The following is a 26583-nucleotide window of genomic DNA, read 5'->3' on the forward strand; positions in this document are numbered from 1 at the left end:
TACATCGTAACGGCGCACGAGTAGTCTCTATCCGTGCGCCTGGGAGTACTAGACATCGGTTCCAACACCGTCCACATGCTCGCCGCCGATGTTCGCCCCGGCGGTCGGCCGCTGGCGACCACCAGCGATCGCACCGTTCTGCGGCTGATGCGGTACCTCACCGACGACGGATCGATATCCGAAGAGGGAGTGCGCGCACTCGAGGCGGCCGTGACTCAGGCGCGCAAGGTCGCGGATGCCGAACGTGTCGACGAGCTGCTCGCCACCGCGACGAGCGCGGTGCGCGACGCCCGGAACGGTGCCGACGTGATCGCCCGCATCGAAGCTGCCCTCGGCCAGCCGCTGCAGGTTCTCGACGGAGAGACCGAGGCCGAGCTCACGTTCCTCGCCGTGCGGCGCTGGTTCGGCTGGTCGGCCGGACAGCTGCTGCTCCTCGACATCGGCGGCGGATCGCTCGAGGTCGCGGCGGGTGGCGATGAGCTGCCGGATGCTGCGGCATCCGTCCCGCTCGGAGCCGGCCGGATGACCGTGCAGTTCCTGCCTCATGATCCGCCGGGCGAAGACGACGTCGAGCGCCTTCGGGAGCACGCGACCGCCACGCTCGCCGAGGTGCTCCCCCGGTTCTCGGCGCTGCCGCGCCCCGATCACGTCGTCGGCTCGTCGAAGGCGATCCGATCTCTGGCCAGACTCGCGGGCTACCCGGTGCCTGGGTGGTCGGGAATCCAGCGCATGGTGCTGCCCCGCGCGTCATTGGGGTCGTGGATCCCACGGCTGGCCCGTCTGCCCGCGTCCGCGCGGCAGGAGCTTCCCGGCATCACCGCGGACCGCACGTTCCAGATCGTCGCCGCGGCGGTATCGCTGCACGCGGCCATGACCGCGCTCGACGTCGATGAACTCGAGGTGTCGCCGTGGGCGCTGCGCGAGGGTGTGCTGCTGCGATACATCGAGCAGTTGAACTGGAGCACGCCGCGCGGCTGACCTGTGGTCGGTGCCGCACGGCGCGCTCGACGGTTCAGAGCGAGAGTCGCTCGCGCACGACGGCGACCAGCCGGTCGGCGTATGCCTGAGCGGATTCGGCATCCGCTGCCTCGACCATGACCCTGACGAGGGCCTCGGTTCCGGACTTGCGGAGCAGCACGCGACCGGTCTCGCCGAGTTCGGCTGCGACCTCGCGCACGGCCGCCTGCACGACCGCGTCGGACTCGAGTGCGTCCTTGTCGACGTCGCGCACGTTGACGAGCACCTGCGGGTACACGGTCATCACGCTCGCGAGCTCGGCGATGGTCTTGTTCTGACGCGCCATCTCGGCGACCAGGTGCAGCCCCGTGAGCAGGCCGTCACCGGTGGTGGCGAACTCGCTCATGATGACGTGGCCTGACTGCTCACCGCCGAGGGCGTAGCCGCCCCGGTCCATGTCCTCGAGGACATAGCGGTCGCCGACCGCGGTCTGGCGCACGGTGATGCCGTGCTCGCGCATCGCGACGTGCAGACCGAGGTTGCTCATCACCGTGGCGACGAGCGTGTCGTCGGTCAGGTGACCGCGCTGCTTCATCGACACCGCGAGGATCGCCATGATCTGATCGCCGTCGATCACGTTGCCCTGCGCATCGACCGCCAGGCACCGATCGGCGTCGCCGTCGTGGGCGATTCCGATGTCGGCACCGAGGCGAACGACGGCCTCGGCGAGCTGGTCGAGGTGGGTCGACCCGACGCCGTCGTTGATGTTTAAGCCATCAGGGTCGGCGCCGATCACGGTGACGTCGGCACCGGCATCGCGGAAGGTCTCGGGAGACACCCCTGATGCGGCGCCGTGTGCGCAATCGAGCACGACCTTGATGCCACCTAGGCGGTTCGGCAGCGACCCGAGCAGGTGCACGACGTAGCGGTCTTCAGCGTCGGAGAATCGGTCGATCCTGCCGACGCCCGCACCGGTGGGCCGCAGCTTCTCGCCCGCCATCGCCTCTTCGATGCGCTGCTCGACGACGTCGGGCAGCTTCACACCGCCGCGGGCGAAGATCTTGATCCCGTTGTCGGGTGCCGCGTTGTGCGAGGCGGAGATCATCACGCCGAAGTCGGCGTCACGGTCGGCGACGAGGAATGCGAGCGCAGGCGTGGGAATGACCCCGGCCTCGAGCACGTCGACTCCCGAGGAGGCGAGTCCTGCCGCGACCGCTGCAGTGAGGAAATGACCGGAGACGCGGGGATCGCGGGCTACGACCGCGGTGAGTCGCTTGCCTTCGGCTTTGCGAGCCTCCGCAGTACGGCCCTGGCCCAGGACGACAGCAGTCGCCTGGGCCAGGGTGAGCGCGAGGTCGGCGGTGAGGATGCCATTGGCGAGTCCCCGCACACCGTCCGTGCCAAAAATCGGCATCGGAGCGGTTGACCTTAACGCTTCGAGTACTGAGGCGCCTTACGGGCCTTCTTGAGTCCAGCCTTCTTGCGCTCCTTGACGCGAGCGTCGCGCGAGAGGAAGCCGGCCTTCTTCAGGGTCGGACGGTTGTTCTCCTCGTCGATGCCGTTCAGCGAACGGGCGATGCCGAGGCGCAGCGCGCCGGCCTGACCCGAGGGGCCACCGCCGGAGATGCGCGCGATGACGTCGTAGCCGCCGGCGAGGTTGAGGATCGTGAACGGGTCGTTGATCAGCTGCTGGTGCAGCTTGTTCGGGAAGTAGTCCTCGAGCGTGCGACCGTTGACCGTGATCGTTCCCGAGCCGGGGACGAGACGCACGCGGGCGATGGCCTGCTTGCGACGGCCGACAGCGGCACCCGGGACGCTGAGCACGGGGCGGGGGGCCGCCTCGACTGCGTCGGTCTCGGGAGTCGAGGTCGAGAAGTTCTGCGGGTTTTCGGTGGTGTCCTGGATGTCAGCCACGAGTATGTCCTTAAGTCTTTACGGCGCTTACTGGGCGACCTGGTCGAGGGTGTACGTCTGCGGCTGCTGCGCGGCGTGCGGGTGCTCGGCACCGACGTACACCTTGAGCTTCGACAGCTGCTGACGGCCCAGGCTGTTCTTGGGGAGCATGCCACGGATGGCCTTCTCGACAGCGCGGATCGGGTTCTTCTCGAGGAGCTCGGCGTAGGTGACCGACTTCAGTCCGCCCGGGTAACCCGAGTGGCGGTAGGCCAGCTTCTTCTGGAGCTTCTGACCGGTGAGCGCGACCTTGTCGGCGTTCACGATGATGACGAAGTCACCCGAGTCGATGTGGTTGGCGAAGGTGGGCTTGTGCTTGCCACGCAGGAGCGTAGCGGCGTGCGAGGCCAGGCGGCCGAGAACGACGTCAGTGGCGTCGATGACGACCCAGTCACGCTGGACCTCGCCAGCCTTCGGGGAGTAAGTGCGCGTCACGATAGTGCTGCTTTCTTGTTCGAACGGAGAAGTTCGTGAATCCCACTCCGGGGTGGTTCTTCCCTACAGGGATGAACACGCCAGTGGAGGGCTCACGTTCGTTAGTGCTCGGCAGTCGAGTACCAAAGTGACAGCTTACGTCATTCCGGACGTTCTCCCAAACCGAGTCGGTCGGCGATCAGTCGAACTGCGTCGTCACCAGGATCGGTCGATGGTCGCTCATCCCCTGCGGGAGTGTGGTCACCCGCTGGATCTCGAAGCCGACGGAGGTCGCGAAGTCGTAGTGCCCTCGGAACACGCGGTAGCGGGTGTAGGTGTGGTCGTCGCTCAGCGTCAGCGCGTAGCCGTGCCTGCGGATCGTCTGACCGAGGTTCTCTTTGAACACCGGGTAGTTGTAGTCGCCGACCATCAGCTGCGGCAGCTCTTCGCCCAGGGTCGCGAGCTCGGTGAGGGCGGCCCGGATCTGGTGCCGACGCAGGGAGTTGAGCGCGGTCAGCGGCGCCGCGTGGAACGAAGCCGCGATGAACTCGCGCCCCGCGTCGATGTCTCTCAGCCGTGCGCCCAGAACGCGCTCGTGCGCGGGCTTGGCGATCCGATCGTGCAGGGACTTCTTCAGCTCGATCGTCTTGATCGCCTGCAGGTGGAACTCGCTGGCGCGATAGAACATCGCCAGTCCCAGCCGATTCCCCTGCGTCGCATCGGCGAGGGTGAGGTCGCCGATCGTCTCGGGCAGATCTGCGACATCGCATTCCTGGAGGCACAGGATGTCAGGATCGTGCGCCGAGACCAGTGCCGCTAGTTCTCCTGCGGCGCGGTGCTTCTGCAGGTTGTACGAGATGACTTTCATCGCACCTCACGCTAGTGGCTCAGTCTTGGATTCCGGTGGAAATCGCCGTGTGATCCGCTGCACGTCGCCCGCGCGACGTCACCCGTCGTATCCCCACCGGAGGTGCGATCGGCCCCAGGCGCGAGGTCGGGACCAGCAGGCTCCCGAGATGTCCTCGATGCAGACCGAGACGGTCCTCGATGCCGTCGACGACGCTCAGCGATTGCGGTCCTTCGGGCTGCCGATCACCGGAGCGCCAGTAGCTCAGCGTCGCCATGGACACCCGGTTGCCGTCGTCGATCAGCTGACTCCGCAGCCGTGCGAGGGTGATTCCCCGGTCTGAGATCGCCGCACGGAGCGCAGCGGCGAATGCGCCGCTCTGGTCATCGATCCGATCCGTCACAGTCCCCCGCCGCAGTGTGAAGGCGCCCTCCGTACGATCAGCATACGGTTCAGCAGCGCCACACCCCTCGGCCTGCACGAGTCGTCACCGCCGCGGACGGGCTGGGGCCCGCCGTCCGTAGCGGCGCTCCCGCATCGTGGCCGTCCTCGTGGGGAGGGCGGCCACGAATCGGTCAGCTGCGGCGCCGGCGTCTCCGCGCGTGCTCCGGCGTGTCGACACCGACGCGTCCGACGTCACCCGGGAACAGGACCTCCCGCACGAGCTGCCGCTCTCTGCGGCTGCGGCGCGCATCCGCCCACCCGACGACGAACCCGAGCGCGATCAGCACCACGGCGGCGAGGAGCACCGCGCGAGTGTCCACGGCGGCCCACTCCGCCCAGAGCGCCCCTGTGCCCACGACCACGGCACCCGCGCCGACGGCTGAGAGACCCAGCTGAAGACGCATCATCGACCGGTTGCCCGAGATCAGAGGCTCGATCAGGCTGACGTCGACACGACGAGATGCTCGGTCCGAGACCCACCCCACCAGCGCACGCTCCCGAGCGAACTGCAGGACCACACCTCCGATCCAGGCGAGGATGCCGAGCGCTGCGCACACGGCGATCGCCGCACCGCTGCTCAGGCTCAGCACATCGATGCCGTTCTCGATCGGCTCGTTCCAGTAGACCGGGTCGCAACCGCGACACTGCTGACGCATGAAGACCGAGAGCATGAAAGCGCCCAGTGCGACGAGCGTCGCGGTCAGCAGCACTCCGGAGATCCGATTGAGAGTCCGTCTGCTCGGAGTCGAGAGCCACTGCGGAACGACGGCTCGGACCGACGCCTCGCGACGATCCGCATCGGACGCCTGAGCGCGGGGGACGAGCTGCTTCCACCGCGACCACTGGTCGCGCATCCGCGCGTCGTCACGTTCGACGAGTCGTCGCCCCAGCCGCCGCAGCATCGCCGCGCCGAGGGCCAGCACCGCGAAGACGAGCAGCACAGCCCAGATCACGCCGTCTTCTCGCAGGTCCTCCGTGAAGAAGACGGCCAGCGCGAAGAGGGCTCCGATCCCGACGAGGCACCAGAACAGCACGGTTCCCGTCGTCTGGAGAAGTGTGGCGGGAGCCTTCGACAGCTCCATCCTCAGCGATCGCTGCGGCACGGCATCCGGGTTCGCGCGTGCGCTCGCCTCGACCGCGCGCAGGGCGGCGAACCGCTCGGCGACCAGCACGAACGGCACGGCGATGGCGAGCACCGCGGCGACGAGCAGGATCACCCCCATGCTCGCGCGGAACAGCGGATCGAGGTCGATCTGCCAGTACAGGGAGGACAGCGCCTCCTCCCCCACGATCCCGACCACGATGATGCCGAGGAATGTGTAGAGCGTGCCGACGCTCAGGCCGACGCAGGTGTCGAGAGCCGCCCGCCAGAACGCCCACCCGGGCGATGTGACCTCGACGAACACCGCAGTGCGGCGAGTCATGCGCTCGTGCTGTCGCGGCGAGCGCGCGTCTGCTCCGCCCTGGTCGACAGGAGCTCGTCTGCCGGGTATCCGACCTCGGTGAGCGTCAACCCCCTGGCCGCCAGCACCTTGAACTCGCTGGTTCGGGTGAGCGCGTCGCGCAGCACGACCAGATCGTCGACGTCGAGCCGCCCCTCGCCCACCGCGACGCACGCGCCCACCAGCGCCCGCACCATGCTGTGGCAGAACGCGTCGGCCTTCACCTCGGCGACGAGCACGCCCTCGGAGTCGCGCGACCATCGGTAGTCGAGGAGCGTGCGGATGGTCGTGGCCTCTTCACGGGGCTTGCAGTATGCCGCGAAGTCGTGCAGGCCGATGAGCGTCCGCGCGGCGGCATCCATCGCCTGTGCGTCCAGAACACCCCGGTGCGCGGCCGTGTCATGGCGACGAAGGGGGTCGTACCCGGCGGTCGAGTCGGCGAGCCGATATCGGTAGCGGCGCCAGACCGCCGAGAAGCGGGCGTCGAACCCTTCAGGCGCGATCGATGAGCGGGTGACTGTCGCGTCGGGGTAGGCACCGAGCACACCGCGCATACGCCGCGCGATCGACGCCGCGGGGTCTTGCGGGGCGCGACCCTGACGCGATTCGATGCGTGACCACTGCGCCTCGTCGAGGTCGACGTGAGCCACCTGGCCCTGGGCGTGCACTCCGGCATCCGTCCGCCCGGCGACGACGAACTGCACGTCCGAGCCGACGATGCGAGCGAGCGCGGCTTCGAGAGTCCCCTGCACGGTGCGCAGGGTCGGCTGCTTCGCCCACCCGCGGAAGTGGGTGCCGTCGTAGGCGATGTCGAGCCGGATGCGCACGGATAAAGCCTAGGCCGTACCCGTGCGCGATCCGGCTTCGCTCAGATGCCGCCGTCGATCGAGCGGATGACCTCGCCCGGCTCGTCCGGAACCATGACCTGGGTGTCGCGGTTCAGGCTCTCGCCGCGGAAGAACCGCTTCGAACGCGGGAACAGATACCAGGCGAACATGAGCACGAGACCGAAGGCGAGCGAGCCGATGCCGATCACGAACGTGCCGCCGATGCCGAAGAGCACCGTGTAGCCGTAGTCCACATCCCACATGTCGATCGCCGACTGCACGAACGCGCCCGTCAGCATGAGACCTCCGAGCAACGGGAAGAGGCCCTTGAAGAAGAAGTCCCGAGCCGAGGTCGTGAGGTCCTTGCGGAAGTACCAGACGCAGGCGAAGCCGGTGATCGCGTAGTAGAACGCGATGGCGAGGCCGAGCGACAGGATCGAGTCCTGCAGGATGTTGTCGCTGATCAACGTCATGCCGACGTAGTACACCGAGGCGACGACGCCCATGACGATCGTCGAGAACGAAGGCGTCTTGTAGGTCGGGTGCACGTCCTTGAACTTCGCGGGCAGAGCGCGGTAGACGCCCATCGCGAGAGTGCCGCGTGCGGTGGGCAGGATCGTCGTCTGCGTCGAGGAGATCGCCGAGATGATCACGGCCACCACCAGCACCCAGCCGAAGGGTCCGAGCAGTCCGTCCTTGATCGCGAGGAAGAAGTCGTCGGCGTTGGCCTCGTTGCCGAGCCCGGTGCCCGTGTCTCCGAGACCCGCGTACATCATGGCCGCGATCGTGACGCCCACGTAGGTGAATAGCAGGATGACGGTGGTCAGCAGCGCGGCACGACCCGGGATGCGCTTGGGGTCCCTCGTCTCCTCGTTGAGTGCGAGACAGGTGTCCCAGCCCCAGTAGATGAAGAGGGCGAGCAGGATCGACTCGGTGAAGCCAGACCAGGAGGTGAAGCCGAACGGGTTGAGCCATTCCATGTCGAACGGGGTGGGATTCGGCGCGGTGCCCGCGAAGAACTGCCAGAGGGCGGCGACCACGAAGATCGCCAGCGCGAGGTACTGGATGCCGAGCAGGACGTTCTGGATGCGCTCGCCGATCTCGACACCGCGCCAGCTCACCCACGTCATCGCGGCGATGAAGAGCACCGCCACCAGGATGATGCGCCAGTCGTTGTTCTCGAGATCGAAGCCGATCAGCGACCAGAAGTAGACCGAGGCGATCTGGGCGAGGTTGGCGAGCACGACCATTCCCGCGACCGCCACACCCCAGCCGCCCATCCATCCGACCCAGGGTCCGAAGGCCTTGGTGCCCCAGGTGAACGTGGTGCCGCAGTCGGGAACGGCGTTGTTCAGCTCACGGTAGGCGAAGGCGATCAGCAGCATCGGCACGAAGGCGATGATGAAGGCGATCGGCGCCTGCGCGCCGACAGCCAGCACCACGAATCCGAGCGTGGCCACCAGTGAATAGACCGGTGCGGTGGATGCGAGCCCGATGACCGTGGACCCCCACAGCCCGAGCGAACCGGTTGCGAGCCCCTTGCCGTCGGGGCGTTCGAGATGGATCGGCGTCGTAGCTGACATGCTCAGAACATACGGCTACCACGTATATCGCGTCAATCCTTTTCTTTGACCGACGGATTTCGTGGCTAACCGCGCTGACGAGCGACGGAATCCGTCGAGCTAGTCCCGATCGATCATTCCGTCGGCATGGTCGGCGACCCACTCGACGAGCGGCAGCATCCGCTCCATGAGATCGCGGCCGAGCGGAGTCAGGCTGTACTCGACGTGCGGTGGCACCGTCGGGAACGACTCACGGCGCACGAGCCCGTCGTCAGCCAGGGTGCGCAGGGTGGAGGCGAGCATCTTCTCGCTGATGCCGCCGACCTCGCGGCGGAGTTCGCCCCAGCGACGGGTTCCGTCTGAGAGCGACGAGAGCACCAGCACCCCCCACTTGCTCATCACGTGGTCGAGGATCACTCGCGTGCTGCATCCGGGCTCGAAGATCTGCGGGGTCGCCTCGCGGATCTGCGCATAACTAACCGTCATGTACGTACCTTACTTCAAAGTGGGTACCCTCAGCCTGGAATGTTCCTCACCGGTGGGGAGGTTGTCGCTCATGTCACCTACGAAAGGACATCCCATGACCATCCTCGTCACCGGCGCGACCGGCAACCTCGGACGCCTCGTCATCGCCAGCCTCCTCGAGCGCGGCGCCGACCCGCAGGCGATCATCGCCGGCGCTCGCGACGTCGCCAAGGCCGAGGATCTCGGCGTGCGGGTCGCGCGCCTGGACTACACCGACCCCTCCTCCGTCTCCGCTGCACTCGAGGGCGTCGACAGCGTCCTGCTGATCTCGGGCTCGGAGGTCGGCCAGCGCGTCGCCCAGCACCAGGCCGTCATCGATGCCGCCAAGGCAGCCGGAGTGACGAAGTTCGTCTACACCAGCGCCCCCAAGGCGACGACGAGCGATCTCGTGCTGGCCCCCGAGCACAAGGCGACCGAAGAGCTCATCGCAGCCTCTGGCCTCCCCTCGGTGATCCTGCGCAACAACTGGTACACCGAGAACTACGCCGCCGACGTCGCCCGCGCAGCCGAGACCGGCGTGCTCGCCTCGGGAGCCGGCGACGGACGCGTCGCCTCCGCGAGCCGCAAGGACTTCGCCGAAGCCGCAGCCGTCGTGCTGCTCGAAGACGGCCACATCGGCCAGGTCTACGAGCTCGGCGGCGACGTCGCGTGGGGCTACACCGATCTCGCCGGTGCGATCGCCGAGGTCACGGGTCGCGACGTGGATTACCAGCCGCTGACCGCCGACGAGCAGCTCGCCGGTCTCCAGGCGGCCGGTCTCGACGAGGGCACGGCAGGATTCGTCGTCGCTCTCGACGCCGGCATCGCTGCAGGCGCGCTCGCCGATACGGACGGAACCCTCGCCCGGCTCATCGGTCGGCCGACCACGCCCCTCGTCGAGGGCCTCCGCACGATCGCCTGATCACCCGTTCGCAGCGAAGAGGCGCCGATCTCCACCCAGGATCGGCGCCTCTTCACGCTCACGCGCACTCAGTCAGACGAGGCCTCTCGAGGATGGACGTACGCGATCGTGAGCGCGATCTCGACGGGCCCCAGCCCGTCTTCCGCGAGGACCTTCCCGATGGCCGCGCGAACGTCTCGGAGCAGCTCGAGGGCACTCGCCGAGTACTCGATGCCCAGCGATGCCTCGACCTCGACGCCGTCGTCCGTCACCCGGACCGCGACGAGAGGCTCGTCGTTGCGGCTGATGCCGAGCGCCACCGCCCCTTCTCCGACGAGATTCGACACCAGCGAGCCTGCTCGGTAGACATCGCGCATGCCGGGCGTCGCCAGCACCGCCGCCTCGATCCGCTCGGCGAGTCCGGGTAGGGCTGTCGTGCTCATGAGGTCTCCTCCGCCGCACTGCTGATCCGTTGGATGTCTCGCACCGTGACGTCGATCGAGGTCACGGTGAGATCCGTCTGGCGGCGCAGACGCTCCGCAATCTCGGTGCGAAGCCGTGCCACCGCCGTCGGGATCGATTCCCCGTAGACGGCATTGACCTCGATCGAGATCCTGATCGGCTCGCCCACGACGGTGACGTCTCCGTCGAGAGTCGACCGGCCGACCAGGATGCCCGGTACGGCGTTCTCCGCCGAGCGGATGAGTCCCCGAACCGCACCCTCCGTGATTCCGAAGTCCACGGACGGGTCAGGCTCGGCGAACGGGATGCGGCGCCCTGCACGGGCATCGAGCGCGATCCCCGAGAGGATGCGGTCGACCCAGCTGTCGTCGACCTCCGGACTCGCCGCGGCATCCGCCTCGATCAGCTGTCCGCCCAGACCGCGCAGCCGTTCGAGCGCGTCGAGTGCGAGCTGGCACCCGGGCGAGCCCTCGATCGACGGGTCGACCGGAAGCCTGTCGGCCTCGAGATAGTCGCTCAGCTCTTCGAGCGTGTGTCCGTCGAGATCACCCGGCTCGAGTCCGAGCTGGCGCACGTCGGGAGTCTCCTGCTCTTCAGTCATCGCCAGGCCTCCATCCGCACGATCATGAATTTTCTGGCTCGGGCGAGAAGACCACGTGCCGTCGACACCGAGATGTCGAGCTCCGTCGCGATCTCGTCGTACGAGTAGCCGCCCATCTCCCTCAGCACCCAGCATTCACGCTGAGCCGCGGGCAGCTCCTGCAACGCCGCACCGAGCGCCTCGATCCCCGCTCGTGCCTCCACCACGCGCGCGGGCGCGGCGTGCGACGGAGCCGCCTGCTCCAGATCGTCGACGTCGAGCATCGGTCGCAGCGCACGGATGCGGTCCACCGCCTTGCGGCTCACGATGCGCATCAGCCAGCTCTTGACCTTCGCCGGGTCATCGAGCTCGGAGAACCGCTGCCATGCGGTCACGAACGTCTCTTGAACGATGTCATCGACATCGGCCGAGGCGTTCAGCATCCGCTGCGTGTACGCGCGCATCATCGGGGTGTACCTGCGCACGAGCACCGCGAAGGCGGCCACATCGCCGTCCATCGCGCGACCGGCGACGATCCGGTCGTCGGCCTGCTCGAGAGCAGAGCGAAATCGTTCCCCGGCCATACGTCGACTCCCTCTTCCATGCCCCGCAAGAGATTCGGAGCGGACCGGCGATCGGATCGAGCCAACGACCCGATCGCGTGGTCACGAGATGCTGATCCGATCACTCGTTCGCATCTCGATGGGTCACAGGACACGCGTCTCCGCGTCGGCGTCGACGACGACGGTCTCGTCGGACGCGTCATCATCGGAGGGGATGTGCACGTCGTTGATGGTGACGTTGACCTCGACAGCCTGCTTGCCGACGAACTCGCTCATCGCGACGGAGATCGCCGCGCGGACGTCATCGGCGACCTTCTGCAACGACACCGGGTACTCGGCGACGATCGTCACATCGACCGCGACCTGGGTCTCGCCGACCTCGACGCTCACGCCCTGGGTGAGGTCCGTGGAGTTGAGGGCGTCGCGGATGGCACCGACCGCGCGCGCGGCTCCGCCACCGAGCGCGTAGACGCCGGGCACCTCACGAGCCGCGATGCCCGCGATCTTCGCGACCACGCCGTTCTCGATGATCGTCGCACCTGTCGAGGCGACGGTCGAACCTGCCGGGGCGACCTGGACCTTGGGCTGCTGTGCGTTCGAGACGTTCGCCATCGTGTGCTCCTTCATCAGTGTGTGGGATCCCCAGCGGGGAGGTCGCAGTGCAGCGACACCACTAAGACGGATGCCGGAAGCAGATCGTCACAGATTCGTCTGAGAATCTCTTCACAGTGCACTCTTAGGTTGAGAGTGCAACATTGCACTCTATGAGCGAGAGTGCAGATTCATTGCGAGAGCAGCGCAGACGCGAGACGACGCGCGCGCTCACCGATGCGGCGCGGCGCCTGACGACCGAGCGCGGCTTCGCCGGCTTCACGGTCGAGGAGCTCTGCGCCGAGGTCGGCGTCTCGCGACGCACGTTCTTCAACTACTTCGAGAGCAAGGAGAACGCCGTCTTCGGGTTCGCCGCGATCGACTCGAGACAGGAAGCGCTCGAAGCGGACTTCGTCGCGCAGAGCGGCGACCTGCTCGACGACTTCATCGAGCTGACGACAGCCCGCTTCGAGCTCTTCAATCCGCTCGACGACGCGCCCGCGATGTTCGCGGTGATCGAGCAGGAGCCTCGACTGCTCAAGGCCGCGTTCGAACAGCTGGCGAAGAACGAGCGGCGTGACATGGAGCTCGTCGTGCGGCGAAGCGGTGAGGGCGCCGACTCCGAGTTGCACGCGCAGGTCATGGTCCACACCGTCGGCGCACTGGTGCGCCTGTGCATGGACCAGCTGCTGCACCACCACTCGACCGATTCCTTCAGCGATCTCGTCAGCCGACGCCTCGAGATCGCTCGCGCCGTGTTCGCACCATCACAGAAAGCCGACTGAATGTCCGCCACAGCCACCAAGGATGCGCCTTTCCTGCTCACGAAGCGGCGCATCTGGATCATCTTCAGCGCCCTGATCGCCGGGATGCTGCTCTCGAGCCTCGACCAGACGATCGTCTCGACCGCCATGCCGACGATCGTCGGACAGCTCGGCGGCGTCGACCATCAGGTCTGGATCACCACCGCCTACCTCTTGGCGACCACCATCGTCATGCCCATCTACGGCAAGTTCGGCGACGTCCTCGGTCGACGCAACCTCTTCCTGGTCGCGATCGCCCTGTTCACGCTCGCCTCCGTCGGTTGCGCCTTCGCCACGGACTTCTGGATGTTCGTCACCTTCCGTGCTCTGCAGGGCCTCGGCGGCGGCGGACTGATGATCCTGTCGCAGGCGATCATCGCCGACATCGTGCCCGCCAACGAACGCGGCAAGTACATGGGCCCGCTCGGCGCCGTGTTCGGCCTCTCGGCCGTGGCCGGTCCGCTGCTCGGCGGGTTCTTCGTCGATCACCTGACCTGGCAGTGGGCGTTCTACATCAACATCCCTGTCGGCATCGCGGCGTTCATCATCGCGCTCGTCGCTCTCAAGCTACCGAGCAAGAAGGCGCAGAAACCGATCGACATCTTCGGCGTGATCTTCCTCTCGATCGCGACCACCTGCCTGATCTTCTTCACCGACTTCGGCGGCGACAAGGAGTTCGGCTGGGACTCCCTCGCCACTTGGGCCTGGGGCGCCGGGCTGATCGTGGCAGCGACAGCGTTCGTCATCACCGAGGCGAAGGTGCAGGACCCGATCATCCCGCTGAGCCTCTTCCGCAATCCGATCTTCGTCAACGCGACCGCGATCGGACTCGTGCTCGGCATCGGCATGTTCGCCGCGATCGGCTTCGTGCCCACGTTCCTGCAGATGTCCTCCGGAACGTCGGCCGCGGCATCCGGTCTGCTGATGATCCCGATGATGGTCGGACTGATCGGAACCTCGATCTTCTCGGGCATCGCGATCTCGAAGACCGGAAAGTACAAGATCTATCCGATCGTCGGCACGATCCTCACCGGCATCGCGATGGTGTCGATGACCACCTTGTCGGCTGCGACGCCGATCTGGTTGATCTGCACCTTCCTGTTCGTGTTCGGCGCCGGCCTCGGCCTGATCATGCAGGTGGTCGTCCTGGTCGTGCAGAACGCAGTGCCCGCGAGCGAGATCGGCACCGCGACCAGCACGAACAATTACTTCCGCGAGGTGGGCGCCTCACTGGGCACCGCCGTATTCGGCACGATCTTCACCACCCGGCTGACCGAGAACCTGCTCGGTGTCTTCGCTGATGCCGGGGCATCGCCCGAGGATGCATCGCAAGCGGCGTCGACCATCGACCCGGCGACGCTCAACGCGCTCCCGGATGAGGTGCGAGACGGGATCGTCACGGCCTACGCGGATGCTCTCGCACCGGTGTTCTGGTTCCTCGTGCCGTTCATCGTGCTCGCACTCGTGCTGTCGCTGTTCCTCAAGCAGATCCCGCTGTCGGATCAGGCCGGGCTCGTCGCCCGAGGCGAGGCCATCAGCGGCGAGGAAGCAGAGCGCCTCGAGGCCGAGCAGCGAGGTGCGGTCGTACGGACCATCTCCGGTTCGGACGGCGAGGGCCGCGTCGCTGTCGAGAGCGACGCGCCACCGACCGCTCGCTGACGTCTTTCGCACAGATCACGGGCCCGCTCCTCACATCGAGGAGCGGGCCCGTGGTGTCTGCGGAGTCAGGGAAGGTCGCCGACCTCGAGCTCGTCAGGGTGATCGGCGTTGTCGCCGTCGGCCTTCTGATCCTCACCGGGGGTCGCGGGGTCGACCTCGGGATCCGGGTCGTTCGTCACGAAATCGGCGTCCACGCCGGTCGCGTCGATCTCGGCACCTTCGTCCGGGCCTGCCTGAGGGTCTGACATGATCGCTCCTATCGTCGGGGGTAGTGGACGATCAGTGTGACCGCGGCAGACCCCGAGACGGCATCCCCTTGACATCCCATCTCCGCACCGTGCGGCGTTCGATCGGATGAGAGTCGTGCGACCATCGGATCATGCGCGATGCCCCTCTCGTCCTCCCGAGCCTCTCCGGCAGACACGTGCGGCTCCGCGCATGGCGCGACACGGACGTCCCCCTCGTCCAGGAGGCATCGCGCGACCCGCTCATTCCCCTCGTGACCACGGTTCCGCGGACGTCGGACGAGCCAGCGGCCCTGGCGTTCATCCGTCGTCAGCATCAGAGGCTCGAATCGGGCGCGGGCTACGCGTTCGCGATCGCAGACCTCGATGACTGCGCGGTCGGTCATATCGGCCTCTTCCCCGTCGGCAGCACGCGCGCGAGCATCGGCTATTGGATCGGTGCATCCCAGCGCCGACGCGGCTATGCAGCCGATGCTCTCGCCACCCTGACGTCGTGGGCATCGACTCTCGAACGCCTCGACCGCCTCGAGCTCTATGTGGAGCCGACCAACGAAGGATCCTGCCGCGTGGCGGAGAGCGCAGGCTACGAACGTGAGGGCCTTCTGAAAGCCTGGCAGAGGATCGACGGGCGTCCACGGGACATGTTCATGTATGCGCAGCTCACCGAGCATGCCCGGGCCGGAGCCGGTCGGCCCTGAGCCCGGATACGACAAAACCCCCGGGAAACCGGGGGTTTTGATCTGTAGCAGGAGCGGGGCTTGAACCCGCGACCTCACGATTATGAGTCGTGCGCTCTGACCAGCTGAGCTACCCTGCCACACCGCATCCGCATCGCAGATACGAACGCTGTGAGCCCCGAGTCAGGATTGAACTGACGACCCCTTCCTTACCATGGAAGTGCTCTGCCACTGAGCTATCGGGGCGTGCTGCCCCTCGCGGGGCAACCACACGAGAATACCATCACTGTGGCGTCCTCATGAAATCGAGGTGTCAATACGAGGTGCGACCCGCGTTCTCACGCAACCACGGCAGCGGGTCGATGGTGCCGCCGTTGATGATGATCTCGAAGTGCAGGTGCGCGCCGTACGAGCGGCCGGTGTTTCCCGTGTGCCCGACGATGTCGCCGACCTTCACGGTCTGCCCGGCCTTGACCTGCAGCGAGCCGTACTGCATGTGCGAGTAGTGACTCGTGACGATCTGTCCGTCGATCACGTGATCGATGTAGACGGTCACGCCGTAAGCGCCGCCCTGCTCGGTGGCGATGCGCACGACACCGTCGGCGATCGCCTGAATGGGAGCGCCCTCGCCGGGGACGAAGTCGATGCCCTCGTGCAGACGGCCCCAGCGCATGCCGTATCCCGAGCTCATTCCCACGCCGACCTTGAAGGGCCACTGGATGGCGGCCTCTGCGTCGTTGGTGAAGACCTCGTTGGAGTAGTTGATGCCCTCTTCGGACGCCACCTGGATCAGGGAGACCGTCGAGAAGCTGTCGGAGCGCGCGAGCGACTCGTTCTGCACATCGGAGGAGGTGACGAAGGCCTGGATCTCGTTGTCGGCGGTGTCCGCCGACTTGGAGCCCGATGCGGCGACGAGAGACGTGGCCGCGAGGGAGGGCGAACCCTGCACTGCGGCGACGGCCTCAGCAGGAAGAGTCATTCCGACCGCGAGGAGTCCGGCAAGGCTCATCACACCGACGGTCGCGCCGACCGTAAGGAACTTGCGAGCCGACGGACGGCGACGAGCGACATGCTCTGCAGGCGTCTCTTCCGCAGCAGGGGCCTCGGGCTCGACGGTCGGCTGGGACGCAGTCTTCGGGGCAGCGCGGCGGAACGCGCGGGCCGCGGTCTCGAAGGCATCGTCGGAGCTCGAACGCTGCTGGCCGGCGTCGTCACGCTCGGCGTGCGCCGGCTCGGACTCTTCCCGCTCGACTGATGCGGGCACGGCCTCGGACTCGATGGCGACCGGCTCTGGAGCCTCAGTCGGCTCGACCAGGGCGACATCCGCGGAGTCGGATGCTGCTGACGCTGCGGCTACCGCGCTCGCGGCGATGAACACCTCTGCGGTGTTCAGTCGCTGGCGGGCTGCGCGGCGCGAAGTCGGGGTCTCGAACGCGACGGACGCGGATTCGGATACGGGTGCAGCTTCGGAGACGGCTTCCGTCACTCCTGCCGCAGAGGCCTCGAAGGCCGCAGTGCGGGGACGGCTGGACCGGCGCGTGGGCGCAGAGGCAGCCTGGGGATTCTCGAAGGGCAAGTCAGATTCTCTCGGGTTCAACGTCAAGCTCGGGGGCGCTTACGACCTTCATCGATTCGGGCCGATGAAAGTAACGATCGGATAAACCCTAGCCTGATCCACCTGTGAATGCCATGAATCGTTCACGTTTCATCTCGAAGAATATCGAGCACGCGCCGGTGAACCTCGGTTCCACCCGCGATGAGCATGGGTCTCGTCGTGTGTCGATCGATCAGCGAGACGCTGCCCCCGGCCTCGGCGACGAGCAGCGCGCCCGCCGCGTGATCCCAGGGCTTCAGGCCGCGCTCGAAGTATCCGTCCAGGCGTCCGGCGGCCACGAACGCGAGGTCCAGCGCGGCTGAACCCGCACGTCGGAGGTCCCTCGCGATCGGCATGATCCTGCGCACTGTGGCGAGGTCGCCGTCGTGCGTCGCCGGGTCGTAGCCGAAGCCGGTGGCCAGCAGCGCACCGGCCGGCGTCTCGGTCGTGACCGAGAGCCTCGTCTCTCCCAGAAACGCACCGTGCCCCGTCGCCGCAGTGAACATCTCTGCGGATGCCGGGGCATAGACGGCAGCGGCGAGCGCCTCCCACTCCCCCGCGACAGCGCTGCCGCGCACCGCCGCGATGCTCACCGCGTAGGAGGGGATCCCGTAGGCGTAGTTGACCGTGCCGTCGATGGGATCAACGACCCAGGTGATTCCGCTCTCGCCCCGCTCGGCCTCCGATTCCTCACCGAGGAAGCCGTCGCCCGGTCGAGCGACCCGCAGCCGTTCACGGATGAGCACCTCGACCTCGCGGTCGGCATCGGTCACGATGTCTGCAAGCGTCGACTTCGTCGCGGCGAGGTGCACGCCCTCGGCGCGACGAGTGCGCGCCAGGTCGCCGGCCTCGCGTGCGATCCGGGAGGCGAGGTCGGCGAGCTCGAGTTCGAGGCTCACTGCGGCGGGAACGGCGGAGCCGGCGGGTAGGCGGCGGGGGCGTCGGGCGCATGCGGCACCGGGGGCGCCGGCTGGACCTGCGAGTACGGCTCCGGGGCAGCCGGGAAGGGTGCGACCGGGAACGGCTGCGGGGCCGGAGCAGCCGGCAGCGCCTGCTGCATGGCCTGCGGCGGCTGAACCGACGGGTGACCCGTGTAATACGCGTTCCAGTCCGGCGAACCATCGGGCAGCACCGGCAGCGGGCTGCGGCCGTCTGCATACGTCGGCCATGCGGGAGCGGAAGCGACGCCCTGAGCGGCGACAGCACGAGCGCCCGCAGGCTTGCGAGGAGCGAACAGAGCGTTCAGCAGAGGGATCAACGTGGTTCCCACCGCCGCGAGGATGGTGAGCGCGACGACGATACGCCAGTAGAGCTCGCCGTAGTCGAAGGTGTTCGGGAACGTGAGGAAGAAGATCAGCATGCCCACGAGACCGCCGAGGAACACGATCGTCGCGATGTAGATGATGCGGGTGAACGTCGTCACGTGGCGCTGCGCGGCCGGAGTGAACAGTCGCACATGCAGCAGCGCGAGCTGGAGGATTCCCACGACCAGGAGCAGCTGGAAGAAGCGCTCTGCGCCGGTGAAGAACTGATCGTCCTCGGGCAGCCAGATCTTGACGGCGCCGACCAGCAGAGCGACGATCCAGCTGACCATGCTCGACAGGGCGAGCCAGTCGGGACGGTTCGGTGCGAGTCCCGCCTCGAGGATCGCGATGCCTGCGAACGCGGCGAGCAGGAGGATGGTGAGGAAGGCTCGGCCGATCAATCCGTCCTGGTCGCCGACCAGCACCCACACGACGCAGACGAGCGCGGCGGCGATGAGCGCCCCGATGGCGATCCAGATCGCCCCCCTGATGAGAAGGGACATGTTCTTCTTCTCGACCAGCGCAGGGGGCTGCTGGGCGATCTCCGGCTGCGTCATCGCGTTCCTCTCGTTGGGCGGCGTTGCGTTCATCCTTGCATGCACCGGGGCGAGGGCAGCCGCGGCGGCACGATCCGTGGACACATCCGGGCGAATCGGATCCGGTGCAGTGTTCAGCGCTTGCGTGCGGAGGAGGCTGCGAAGGCGGCGATCCTGGCCTGGGCATCCGGTGTCGCCATGGCGGCGCCGATCGACCGCGCCTCTTCGCTCAGCTGCTCTGCGAACGTCCGCTCGGGCTGCGAGCGCACGAGTCGCTTCGCGTTTCCGTAGGCCTCTGCGGCCCCGGCCAGCCAGAAGCGGGCGACCTCCGCGGCGCGGGCTCTGACCAGGGCTGCTTCGTCCGCTGAGTCGGCCCCCTCGACGGCCTCTGCGACGAGGCCCCATTCCACGGCCTCGGCGGCGGACAGCAGGCGGTCCTGCAGCACCAGCTGCAGCGCTCGACGCTGCCCGACCGCCCGAGCGAGCTGGGCCGAGACCGAGAGGTCGGGGGTCAGCCCGATGTTCGCGTACAGACTGCCGAGGCGAGACCGGGAGCCGACGACGGCGTAGTCGCTGCTGAGCAGGATGCCGAGTCCACCGCCCGCCGTCGTCCCGTGAGCTGCAGCGACGACGGGCACCGCGGACTCCGTCAGCGAGCGGATGCCGGTGTTGATGACTTCGGCGAGCGCGGTGATGTCGTCGGCCGACCCCATCGTCGTCGCCATGTCGATCACGTCGCCGCCCGCGCAGAATGCCGGACCATGTGCGTCGATCAGGATCGCCTTGACGTCCGACCGCGACGTGGCCTCTGCCGTCGCATCCCGCCAGGCATGCGCGAGATCGGCGTTGAAGGCGTTGAGTCTCGCGGGGCGGTTCAGCGTGAGCCTGGCCAGTCCCTCATCGACGGTGAACAGGATGGCATCGTTCATGGCTTCTCCTTCGAGCACAGGACGTATGCCCCCAGGCTAACCGCGATCAGGCCTGCTGCCTCACGCGCTCCACGAAGCCCTCCATGCGACGCCTGGTGCCGTCGAGTCGGAAGTCCACCTGCCCCGGCGCCCTGACCTCGTTCGGGGCGAGCGGGTGCGCGAGCCTCACGTTCTCGTGGCACGAGAGGTCGGCGCAGATGTAGGTGCCCACCGAATCGCCGCGCACTCCGGCCTCGCCGGCGCGTCGCGCCGAGAAGAGCGCGACCTGGTTTCCGGGTTGCATCGTGTGGCAGATGTTGCACATCCCTGAACGCCCGCGGCCAGGGTCGGAGACTCGGAGGACGACTCCGGAGATCTGCCCGTCGTGCTGGGTCAGGACGTAACCGCGACGCCCAGCGCTCGGATCGCGCCATGCGAAGAAGTCGAGGTAGTCCCAGTCGATCAGCACGAGGTCGAGGGGCATCTCCATGACCCTCAGCTCGTCGGCATCCGCGTTGACGAAGGACGCACGGATGTCTGCCTCGGTGAGCGCTCGCATCCGACCAGTCTATGAACCCCCTCAGCCCCCGGCGCCCGCGCATCGCCATGATGAGCAGCTCCTCAGCGGCCGGGGTGAGTTCCAGGGTGAAAAGCGAGCCGAACAGCTCCTCACTCTCACCGGTCGCCATGCCGGCGCCTACGGTGAACACAGGTCGACCAGAGCACCGAACCCCCCGTTCGGTCCCCATGCTCCCGGCCAGGAGGCGCATCGCACACCCCACCTCCCAGACGTGCGGTGCGCCTCAGCCGGGCGGGGGCGCATCGTCGAGCAGGCCGAGCTCTGCCGCACGCAGAAGCGCCTGCTCTCTGGTCGCTGCGCCCAGTTTGCGATACGCACTGCGACGTTGGACCTTCACCGTGTTCGGCGAGACGAAGAGAGCTTCTGCGATCGCAACCGTCGATGAGGTCTCGCGAAGCTCCCGCATGACTGCGAGCTCTCTCGACGTCAGGCTGACAGGCGGTGGCAGCGCCGGAAACGGGCACGTCTCGGCAGCTCGGGCGAGGTAGCGGTCCAGGAACTCGACATCCGCGGGGTCGCAGAATCCCCGCACGGCGAGGATGAGGTCCTTGTCGAACAGCGCGAGCGGCGCGTCGGTGTGCTGCTCCCGCATCAGTGCGACAGCCAGAGACATCCCCCGCGCCGCGGCCTCCGGCTTGCCGAGGCGCGCCGCTGCGACTGCCGAGGTGATGAGCCCGAGGCAATGCCGATGGAGATCGGTGTCACCGTCCGATCGCGGGCTCGACGCTCCGGCCGCCGCGAACGCGCGCGCGTCGTCTCCGGCGAGGAGGGCGATGAAGCCGTCGACCGTGTTCCTCGGCGGGCTGGCGCCCGGCAGATCGGCCAGTGTGCGGCGCGCGCCGATCTGGTCGCCGAGCGCCAGCAGCGCCAGCGCATGGGCGACCGTCACGCGGGATGTTCCGTACGCGGAGGCCGCCGAGTTCACTCCTCGGCCGAGCGCATGTGTGATCGCGAGCAGCGCCTCTGCGCTGCGCCCCGCGCGCACATCGATCTCACTCTGCACGCAGACGACGAAGGGCCAGAGTTCGGCGGTGCCGAGGTGATGGGCGATGGAGTCGGTGCGCCGCCGGGCTTCGTCGAGGTCCAGCGCCGCCACTGCCACGAGAGCTCGGGCGAGCTGCTCGAGGATCCCGAAGAGGTCGTAGCGCCAGGCGGGAGGCGGATCGGCGCCGTCGATCTCGTGCAGGATCCGACACGCGTCGGCGATTCTGCCGTGCAGGGCGTGGACGCCGGCAAGCGTCGCCGCGCAGTGATACCAACCGCCATCGTCGTTCGGCATGCGCAGGGCGTCGCCGTCTTCGAGGATCATGACGACATCTGCCACTCGCAGCGTCATCCCGAGTTCGAGCACGTCGACGGCATCCGCGATCCGACCGGACTGGAGGTAGCTGAGGCCGCAGTTGCTGAGCAGTAAGGCGGTCACCCCCGCGCACTCCGCACGGTCCTCCGGGCGCATCGCCTCGAGGGTCGCGATCACCCGATCTGCCGTCGCCGCAGAACGCTCGAAGTGTCCGGCGTATCGCTCCGCGAGTGTCTTCGCGCTGAGCATCCAGAACCGTTCGACCGGATCATCGTCGACCCCTCGCCGACGCAGTGACAGAGCCGCGCTCTGGAAGTAGGCGAAGGCGCGCAGTCGATGGCCGAGCCGCAGCAGCACCATCGCCATGATCATCGCCAGCACCGGGTGACGCACGAGCACCAGCGGGTTCTCACGCCGCAGAAGTGCTTCGACATCTGCGGGCGCAGTGCGGGAGAGGACGAACCAGGACTTGCGTCCGAAACGGGATGCCAGGGGGTAGTCCTTCGCCCTCACCGCGTTCGTGAGTGCTTCGAGATGGCGCCCGTGCTCGAATGCCCAGACCGCGACCGCTCGGCGGATCGGTGCGACGATGTCGATCGGTCGCTGATCGAGTCTGCGGGTGAGGGCCTCCCGCAGCAACGGCGTGTAGACGAACGCAGGACCGTCGTCGGCGAACTCCCACATCCCCAGCCCGTACAGCTCCGCCCGCTCGAGATGCTCCGTCCCTCCGTCGGCCCACCCGAGCCGCATGGCGATCTCTGCCGTCACGGCTCCGGGAACCGACGTTCGGAGAAGGAACTCCTGGAAATCAGCCGGAGCGTCTGGGCCCACAAGCCTCGACATGAGCACGTCCGCCACATCGCGGAGCTCCACCTCGGAGAGGTCGACGGGCCGGCGCTGCGTCGCCAGACTGAGCCCGAGCGTGCGGGCGGCGAGCGGCAGCGCAGCAACCTCGCCCAGGGCGTGCAGCGGCAGCGGCTGACCGGACACGCGCTCCACGACCTCTCGGGTCTCGTCAGGCGTGAAATACAGATGCGCAGGCCCGATGACGCAGACGTCAGCAGCAGTGAGCATCTCCAGCGTTCTCGAGACGATCGATCGCCGCGTCGCGATGACGATCCGCAGCAGTGGGGCTGCCTCGAGGAGCTCGAGGCTCCGCTCGAGCAGCGCCCGTTCGTCGACCCGCTCCGCGTTGTCGATGAGAAGCACACAGGGAGCCGCGAGACCCTCGAGGACGCGCCGCAGCTCATCGGCCGGATCTCGGACGCTGTCGAACCCCCGGAGCGCCGACCCTGCCGTCTCTCGGTCGTCGACCAGGTCGTGGTCCACGAGTTGCACCAGCAACTCACGCAGCAGGAGGTGCTCGTTCGTGATGCGTTCGTCGAACGCCAGTCGCAGCGGAGCGACCCCGTCGGCCGTCTGAGCCTTCTGAGCCCACTGATTGATCAGGACCGACTTGCCGCCCCCTGCGGGGCCGCTGATGACCGTCAGAGCGTGTCCGCGATCGAGGATCGCGGTCAGCCTCGGCCTGTCGACCGTGTGCACAGGCAGGCGAGCGCTGCGTGCGCCTCCTTCACGACCCTGAGCCATGTGCCGCCCCCACACGATCGCTCCACCCTGCGCGATCCTGACCCCGATCGTAGAACTGCGGGAGGTCGCGGAGGCGTGTCAGACGTGACGTATACCGGGATACCGGGCCGGGGCGAGCGCTCTCTCAGGCGGTCTGCGGCTGCCTCGTCGCAGCATCCGAGCGATCGCGGATGAGGAACCCGAAGCCGAACGCGATGAAGAACATCAGCACTCCGTAGACCGCCGCCGGCAGACTCAGCTCGACGGATCCGAGCACGGACTGGGCGATGACGATGGCGAGGGTCGCGTTGTGGATGCCGATCTCGAACGAGGTAGCGATCGCCTGACGTCGGCCGACGCGGAGCAGACGCGGGACGAGGAAGCCGATCGCGAGACTGATCACGCAGAACAGCACGGTGATCAGGGCGAGCTGCGTGAAGTTCGCCACCAGCAGCGACCAGTTCGAGGCCACCGCCCCGCCGATCACGACGATGAGGATCACGACCGAGGCGATGCGCACCGGCTTGTCCATCCCCTGGGCGAACTTCGGCGCGAGCCGGCGGATGAGCATGCCGAGGGCGACGGGCAGCAGCACGATCGCGAACACCTCGAGAGCCTTCGCCCACTGCAGACCGAGTTGGTCGTCGAAGGGCTGGAAGTACGCGATCGCGAAGTTCGTGATGAGCGGCAGGGTGATCACGGCGATCACGGAGTTCACGGCCGTGAGCGAGATGTTCAACGCGATATCGCCACGGAACAGATGGCTGTAGAGATTCGCCGTGGTGCCTCCGGGAGAGGCGGCGAGCATCATCATGCCGACGGCGAGCACAGGTGGCAGCTGGAAGAGGAGCACGAGACCGAAGCAGATCGCCGGCAGGAGGATGAGCTGGCAGAGCAGCGCGATGATCACCGCCTTGGGCTGCTTCAGCACTCGAGCGAAGTCGGCGAGCGTGAGGCTGAGCCCGAGACCCAGCATGATGATGCCGAGGGCGACGGGGAGTCCTATGGTGGTCAACGCTGATCCCATGGGACTCAGTGTGACGGACGCAGGGCCTCGGTGTCACGCGTCTCGCGCCGCAGACGCGTGCGTGCCGCGCTACTCCGCGGCGCGCTGCATCGCCTCGTCAGCTTCCGAGACGATGTTGCGCATGGCGGCCGCCGCCGCATCCGCGTCGCCACTCGCCACCGCGAACGCGACATCGCGATGCCACTGCACCGCGTTCTGGTTGGCCACGTGAGGCATGAGGGAGTGGGCGGTGCGCCCGCGGAGCACCGCCTCCACCGTGCCGCCGAGCGCGGCGAGCATCCCGTTGCCCGATGCCTCGAGGAGGAGTCTGTGGAATCGGATGTCGGCGGTGAGATAGCGCTCGCGATCCGCCTCGTGGTCTTCCTCCGCCATCGCGACCACGAGCGAGACGAGCTCGACCTTCTGCTCCGAGGTCGCCGTGACCGCAGCGAGGCGGGCGGCGAGCGGTTCGACGACCGAGCGCAGCTGGCTGAGCTCGCGCAGCTGCTCGTCTCGGCCCGGTCCTGCGAGCCGCCACGCGATCACCTCAGGGGCATACACGTTCCAGTCGGCGCGCGGCCGCACCTCGACACCCGACTTGCGCCGCACCCAGACCAGGCCGAAGGACTCGAGGACGCGAACGGCCTCGCGCGCGGCGGAGCGTGACACGCCCCTCTCCCTCGCGAGCTCGACCGTGAGCATCCGCGAACCAGGGAGGTGCTCGCCATCGACGATCGCGCGCCCGAGCTCGGCGACGAGCGAGTCGTGGACGGGGCTTGCAGGGCCGGCGACGGTCATATGTCGAGTATGCCCGCAGCGACTCCGTGACGTGGGACGTCTCACACCATTGTTTCGTTTATGTTGCGCATGACGTGGTATGCGTGCTTATTATGTACGGCATAAGGTCGTAAACCACGCCCGGATCAAGGAAGCTCATGGCACTCTTCACCCCCGCCGCCGACGCGCTCATGATGGCCGCCGCCGACACCGCAGCCCCTGACCGCCCCGCAGGTCAGCTGATCACCGCCGCACTGCTGGGGATCGCGATCATCATCGTCCTCATCACCTGGGTGAAGCTGCATCCCTTCCTGTCGCTCACCATCGGCGCGCTCGCCACCGGCGCGATCGCCGGCATGGACATCGCCGCGTCCGTCACCAGCTTCTCGACAGGCTTCGGAACGACCATGGGCGGGGTCGGCATCCTGATCGCACTCGGCGCGATCTACGGAAAGCTCCTCGCCGATTCCGGCGGCGCCGACCGCATCGTCGACACGCTCGTCAGCCGCGCCAGCGCACGTTCGCTGCCCTGGGTCATGGGGCTCATCGGTGCCGTCATCGGCCTGCCGATGTTCTTCGAGGTGGGCCTCGTGCTTCTCGTTCCGGTCATCATCCTCGTGGCGCGCCGCTCGGGTGCGCCGCTCATGCGCATCGCGATCCCGACGCTCGCCGGCCTCTCGGCCATGCACGGCCTCGTGCCGCCGCACCCGGGCCCTCTCGCGGCGATCGACGCGCTGGGAGCCAACCTCGGCCTCACCCTCGCCTTCGGTGTGATCGTCGCGATTCCCGCCGTGATCATCTCGGGTCCCCTCTTCGCACGTTTCGCCGAGCGCTGGGTCGATGTGCCGGTGCCCGAGCTGTTCGTCACCGAAGAGGACGAGGGCGTCGAGCAGCGTCGTCGCCCCTCGTTCGGCGCCACGCTCTTCAGCATCCTGCTGCCGGTGTTCCTCATGCTCGCGAAGGCGATCGCCGACATCTCGGCCGCAGGGTCGGACGCCCCCTGGAAGCTCGCACTCGACTTCCTCGGCACCCCGGTCATCGCACTGCTCATCGCCGTGCTCGCCGGCTTCTTCATCCTCGGACGCGGCGCCGGCTTCGACCGCACCAAGATCAACGACATCGTGGGATCGTCGCTCGGCCCGATCGCCGGCATCCTGCTGATCGTCGGCGCTGGCGGCGGTTTCAAGCAGGTGCTGGTCGACACCGGCATCGGAAACGTGATCGCCGAGTTCGTCTCCGGATCCTCGGTCTCGGTGCTGATTCTCGCCTGGCTGGTGGCCGTGGTCATCCGCATCGCCACCGGATCGGCTACCGTCGCGACGATCACCGCCGCCGGCATCCTGCAGCCGCTGACCGAGACCCTCGACTCCCCCATGGTCGCGCTGCTCGTGCTCGCGATCGGCTCGGGCTCGGTGTTCCTGTCGCACGTCAACGACGCGGGCTTCTGGCTCATCAAGGAGTACTTCGGACTCAGCATCCCGCAGACCCTGAAGTCGTGGACGGTGCTCGAGTGCCTGATCTCGGTCACCGGGCTCGCCGGCGTCCTCATCCTGAGCGTCTTCGTCTGAGCGCGCCATG

General features: G+C 67.4%; 28 protein-coding genes and 2 tRNA genes. 6 read left to right on the top strand and 24 right to left on the bottom strand.

The features are described from left to right. Positions 1–33 precede the first annotated feature (33 nt). The gene (locus tag RQG82_RS09415; protein WP_311258832.1) at positions 34–978 is read left to right on the top strand and encodes a Ppx/GppA family phosphatase; all 945 of its coding nucleotides are present in this window, start codon (positions 34–36) and stop codon (positions 976–978) included. A 34-nt stretch (positions 979–1012) separates the two neighbouring features. Here the strand turns inward: RQG82_RS09415 and glmM are convergent, their stop codons facing one another. The 9 genes from glmM to RQG82_RS09460 all read right to left on the bottom strand — a co-directional run bounded on the left by glmM (position 1013) and on the right by RQG82_RS09460 (position 8932). Beyond that, entirely contained in the window at positions 1013–2371 is a 1359-nt protein-coding gene (gene glmM / locus RQG82_RS09420) for a phosphoglucosamine mutase (RefSeq protein WP_311258833.1), read from the bottom strand. Between the two features lie 14 nt (positions 2372–2385). Beyond that, positions 2386–2871, bottom strand: a complete 486-nt coding sequence (gene rpsI / locus RQG82_RS09425) for a 30S ribosomal protein S9 (RefSeq protein WP_042539158.1) — start codon at positions 2869–2871, stop codon at positions 2386–2388. 27 nt (positions 2872–2898) lie between these two features. Beyond that, complete coding sequence (gene rplM / locus RQG82_RS09430) at positions 2899–3345, bottom strand: 50S ribosomal protein L13 (protein ID WP_042539156.1); 447 nt, start codon at positions 3343–3345, stop codon at positions 2899–2901. Positions 3346–3523: 178 nt separating this feature from the next. Then, complete coding sequence (locus RQG82_RS09435; RefSeq protein ID WP_311258834.1) at positions 3524–4192, bottom strand: endonuclease/exonuclease/phosphatase family protein; 669 nt, start codon at positions 4190–4192, stop codon at positions 3524–3526. 19 nt (positions 4193–4211) lie between these two features. Further along, positions 4212–4574, bottom strand: a complete 363-nt coding sequence (locus RQG82_RS09440; RefSeq protein WP_311258835.1) for a hypothetical protein — start codon at positions 4572–4574, stop codon at positions 4212–4214. A 172-nt stretch (positions 4575–4746) separates the two neighbouring features. Then, positions 4747–6039, bottom strand: coding sequence for a hypothetical protein (locus tag RQG82_RS09445; RefSeq protein ID WP_311258836.1), 1293 nt, complete (start codon positions 6037–6039; stop codon positions 4747–4749). Beyond that, a complete protein-coding gene (gene truA / locus RQG82_RS09450) occupies positions 6036–6884 on the bottom strand; it encodes a tRNA pseudouridine(38-40) synthase TruA (protein WP_311258837.1) in 849 nt (282 codons plus the stop codon). The genes RQG82_RS09445 and truA overlap by 4 nt, the downstream gene beginning before the upstream one ends. 41 nt (positions 6885–6925) lie before the next feature. Beyond that, on the bottom strand, positions 6926–8467 hold the full coding sequence (locus tag RQG82_RS09455; protein ID WP_311258838.1) for an APC family permease: 1542 nt from the start codon (positions 8465–8467) through the stop codon (positions 6926–6928). A gap of 99 nt (positions 8468–8566) precedes the next feature. After that, the gene (locus RQG82_RS09460) at positions 8567–8932 is read right to left on the bottom strand and encodes a helix-turn-helix domain-containing protein (RefSeq protein ID WP_290159738.1); all 366 of its coding nucleotides are present in this window, start codon (positions 8930–8932) and stop codon (positions 8567–8569) included. Positions 8933–9026: 94 nt separating this feature from the next. On the opposite strand from RQG82_RS09460, the gene RQG82_RS09465 reads away from it, so the two are divergent. After that, the gene (locus RQG82_RS09465; protein ID WP_311258839.1) at positions 9027–9872 is read left to right on the top strand and encodes an SDR family oxidoreductase; all 846 of its coding nucleotides are present in this window, start codon (positions 9027–9029) and stop codon (positions 9870–9872) included. 68 nt (positions 9873–9940) lie between these two features. Here RQG82_RS09465 and RQG82_RS09470 read toward each other — a convergent pair whose 3' ends face one another. The 4 genes from RQG82_RS09470 to RQG82_RS09485 form a co-directional block, all read right to left on the bottom strand. Then, positions 9941–10294, bottom strand: coding sequence for a hypothetical protein (locus RQG82_RS09470; RefSeq protein ID WP_311258840.1), 354 nt, complete (start codon positions 10292–10294; stop codon positions 9941–9943). Continuing rightward, complete coding sequence (locus RQG82_RS09475; RefSeq protein ID WP_311258841.1) at positions 10291–10914, bottom strand: Asp23/Gls24 family envelope stress response protein; 624 nt, start codon at positions 10912–10914, stop codon at positions 10291–10293. The genes RQG82_RS09470 and RQG82_RS09475 overlap by 4 nt, the downstream gene beginning before the upstream one ends. Next, complete coding sequence (locus tag RQG82_RS09480; protein WP_311258842.1) at positions 10911–11477, bottom strand: sigma-70 family RNA polymerase sigma factor; 567 nt, start codon at positions 11475–11477, stop codon at positions 10911–10913. The genes RQG82_RS09475 and RQG82_RS09480 overlap by 4 nt, the downstream gene beginning before the upstream one ends. A 123-nt stretch (positions 11478–11600) precedes the next feature. Beyond that, entirely contained in the window at positions 11601–12068 is a 468-nt protein-coding gene (locus tag RQG82_RS09485; protein WP_311258843.1) for an Asp23/Gls24 family envelope stress response protein, read from the bottom strand. A gap of 152 nt (positions 12069–12220) precedes the next feature. Between RQG82_RS09485 and RQG82_RS09490 the strand changes: the two genes are divergently transcribed. Further along, positions 12221–12832: a TetR family transcriptional regulator gene (locus tag RQG82_RS09490; RefSeq protein ID WP_311258844.1), complete on the top strand. Its 612-nt coding sequence runs from the start codon at positions 12221–12223 to the stop codon at positions 12830–12832. Further along, positions 12833–14509, top strand: a complete 1677-nt coding sequence (locus RQG82_RS09495) for an MDR family MFS transporter (RefSeq protein WP_311258845.1) — start codon at positions 12833–12835, stop codon at positions 14507–14509. A 65-nt stretch (positions 14510–14574) separates the two neighbouring features. On the opposite strand, the gene RQG82_RS09500 is transcribed toward RQG82_RS09495, so the two are convergent. Then, positions 14575–14757, bottom strand: coding sequence for a hypothetical protein (locus RQG82_RS09500; protein ID WP_311258846.1), 183 nt, complete (start codon positions 14755–14757; stop codon positions 14575–14577). A gap of 131 nt (positions 14758–14888) precedes the next feature. Here RQG82_RS09500 and RQG82_RS09505 point away from each other — a divergent pair, with 131 nt between their 5' ends. Further along, a complete protein-coding gene (locus tag RQG82_RS09505) occupies positions 14889–15452 on the top strand; it encodes a GNAT family protein (RefSeq protein WP_311258847.1) in 564 nt (187 codons plus the stop codon). Positions 15453–15497: 45 nt separating this feature from the next. Here the strand turns inward: RQG82_RS09505 and RQG82_RS09510 are convergent. The 10 genes from RQG82_RS09510 to RQG82_RS09555 form a co-directional block, all read right to left on the bottom strand. Continuing rightward, positions 15498–15571, bottom strand: a tRNA-Met gene (locus tag RQG82_RS09510). Positions 15572–15605: 34 nt separating this feature from the next. Beyond that, positions 15606–15677: transfer RNA gene (locus RQG82_RS09515), tRNA-Thr, on the bottom strand. Positions 15678–15744: 67 nt separating this feature from the next. Beyond that, positions 15745–17007 carry a peptidoglycan DD-metalloendopeptidase family protein gene (locus RQG82_RS09520; RefSeq protein ID WP_311258848.1) on the bottom strand — a complete coding sequence of 421 codons (1263 nt, stop codon included), beginning with the start codon at positions 17005–17007 and terminating at the stop codon, positions 15745–15747. A 122-nt stretch (positions 17008–17129) separates the two neighbouring features. Further along, positions 17130–17924 (bottom strand): inositol monophosphatase family protein, encoded by a 795-nt coding sequence (locus tag RQG82_RS09525; protein WP_311258849.1) that lies wholly within the window; start codon positions 17922–17924, stop codon positions 17130–17132. Beyond that, positions 17921–18886 carry a hypothetical protein gene (locus RQG82_RS09530; RefSeq protein WP_311258850.1) on the bottom strand — a complete coding sequence of 322 codons (966 nt, stop codon included), beginning with the start codon at positions 18884–18886 and terminating at the stop codon, positions 17921–17923. Before RQG82_RS09530 ends, RQG82_RS09525 begins: the two co-directional genes overlap by 4 nt. Before the next feature lie 113 nt (positions 18887–18999). Then, entirely contained in the window at positions 19000–19794 is a 795-nt protein-coding gene (locus RQG82_RS09535) for an enoyl-CoA hydratase/isomerase family protein (protein ID WP_311258851.1), read from the bottom strand. 46 nt (positions 19795–19840) lie between these two features. Further along, on the bottom strand, positions 19841–20332 hold the full coding sequence (locus RQG82_RS09540) for an FBP domain-containing protein (RefSeq protein WP_311258852.1): 492 nt from the start codon (positions 20330–20332) through the stop codon (positions 19841–19843). A gap of 244 nt (positions 20333–20576) precedes the next feature. Then, positions 20577–23243: a LuxR C-terminal-related transcriptional regulator gene (locus RQG82_RS09545; RefSeq protein WP_311258853.1), complete on the bottom strand. Its 2667-nt coding sequence runs from the start codon at positions 23241–23243 to the stop codon at positions 20577–20579. A 124-nt stretch (positions 23244–23367) separates the two neighbouring features. Continuing rightward, a complete protein-coding gene (locus RQG82_RS09550) occupies positions 23368–24249 on the bottom strand; it encodes a bile acid:sodium symporter family protein (protein ID WP_311258854.1) in 882 nt (293 codons plus the stop codon). Positions 24250–24318: 69 nt separating this feature from the next. Next, positions 24319–25026, bottom strand: a complete 708-nt coding sequence (locus tag RQG82_RS09555) for an FCD domain-containing protein (RefSeq protein ID WP_311258855.1) — start codon at positions 25024–25026, stop codon at positions 24319–24321. A 137-nt stretch (positions 25027–25163) separates the two neighbouring features. Here RQG82_RS09555 and RQG82_RS09560 point away from each other — a divergent pair, with 137 nt between their 5' ends. Continuing rightward, the gene (locus RQG82_RS09560; RefSeq protein ID WP_396653589.1) at positions 25164–26573 is read left to right on the top strand and encodes a GntP family permease; all 1410 of its coding nucleotides are present in this window, start codon (positions 25164–25166) and stop codon (positions 26571–26573) included. The last annotated feature ends 10 nt before the right edge of the window (positions 26574–26583 follow it).

The sequence above is a fragment of the Microbacterium sp. WCS2018Hpa-9 genome (genome assembly GCF_031843745.1).
Lineage (GTDB): Bacteria > Actinomycetota > Actinomycetes > Actinomycetales > Microbacteriaceae > Microbacterium.

Bases quoted from the DNA above. Each gene is read 5' to 3' on its own strand.
- RQG82_RS09465 (WP_311258839.1), top strand. From the start codon at position 9,027: ATGACCATCCTCGTCACCGGCGCGACCGGCAACCTCGGACGCCTCGTC.
- glmM (WP_311258833.1), bottom strand. From the start codon at position 2,371: ATGCCGATTTTTGGCACGGACGGTGTGCGGGGACTCGCCAATGGCATC.
- RQG82_RS09560 (WP_396653589.1), top strand. From the start codon at position 25,164: ATGGCACTCTTCACCCCCGCCGCCGACGCGCTCATGATGGCCGCCGCC.
- RQG82_RS09435 (WP_311258834.1), bottom strand. From the start codon at position 4,192: ATGAAAGTCATCTCGTACAACCTGCAGAAGCACCGCGCCGCAGGAGAA.
- RQG82_RS09555 (WP_311258855.1), bottom strand. From the start codon at position 25,026: ATGACCGTCGCCGGCCCTGCAAGCCCCGTCCACGACTCGCTCGTCGCC.
- RQG82_RS09540 (WP_311258852.1), bottom strand. From the start codon at position 20,332: ATGCGAGCGCTCACCGAGGCAGACATCCGTGCGTCCTTCGTCAACGCG.
- RQG82_RS09550 (WP_311258854.1), bottom strand. From the start codon at position 24,249: ATGGGATCAGCGTTGACCACCATAGGACTCCCCGTCGCCCTCGGCATC.
- RQG82_RS09505 (WP_311258847.1), top strand. From the start codon at position 14,889: ATGCGCGATGCCCCTCTCGTCCTCCCGAGCCTCTCCGGCAGACACGTG.
- RQG82_RS09480 (WP_311258842.1), bottom strand. From the start codon at position 11,477: ATGGCCGGGGAACGATTTCGCTCTGCTCTCGAGCAGGCCGACGACCGG.
- RQG82_RS09545 (WP_311258853.1), bottom strand. From the start codon at position 23,243: ATGGCTCAGGGTCGTGAAGGAGGCGCACGCAGCGCTCGCCTGCCTGTG.
- RQG82_RS09490 (WP_311258844.1), top strand. From the start codon at position 12,221: ATGAGCGAGAGTGCAGATTCATTGCGAGAGCAGCGCAGACGCGAGACG.
- RQG82_RS09530 (WP_311258850.1), bottom strand. From the start codon at position 18,886: ATGACGCAGCCGGAGATCGCCCAGCAGCCCCCTGCGCTGGTCGAGAAG.
- RQG82_RS09500 (WP_311258846.1), bottom strand. From the start codon at position 14,757: ATGTCAGACCCTCAGGCAGGCCCGGACGAAGGTGCCGAGATCGACGCG.
- RQG82_RS09460 (WP_290159738.1), bottom strand. From the start codon at position 8,932: ATGACGGTTAGTTATGCGCAGATCCGCGAGGCGACCCCGCAGATCTTC.
- RQG82_RS09485 (WP_311258843.1), bottom strand. From the start codon at position 12,068: ATGGCGAACGTCTCGAACGCACAGCAGCCCAAGGTCCAGGTCGCCCCG.
- RQG82_RS09495 (WP_311258845.1), top strand. From the start codon at position 12,833: ATGTCCGCCACAGCCACCAAGGATGCGCCTTTCCTGCTCACGAAGCGG.
- RQG82_RS09535 (WP_311258851.1), bottom strand. From the start codon at position 19,794: ATGAACGATGCCATCCTGTTCACCGTCGATGAGGGACTGGCCAGGCTC.
- RQG82_RS09475 (WP_311258841.1), bottom strand. From the start codon at position 10,914: ATGACTGAAGAGCAGGAGACTCCCGACGTGCGCCAGCTCGGACTCGAG.
- RQG82_RS09445 (WP_311258836.1), bottom strand. From the start codon at position 6,039: ATGACTCGCCGCACTGCGGTGTTCGTCGAGGTCACATCGCCCGGGTGG.
- RQG82_RS09470 (WP_311258840.1), bottom strand. From the start codon at position 10,294: ATGAGCACGACAGCCCTACCCGGACTCGCCGAGCGGATCGAGGCGGCG.
- RQG82_RS09455 (WP_311258838.1), bottom strand. From the start codon at position 8,467: ATGTCAGCTACGACGCCGATCCATCTCGAACGCCCCGACGGCAAGGGG.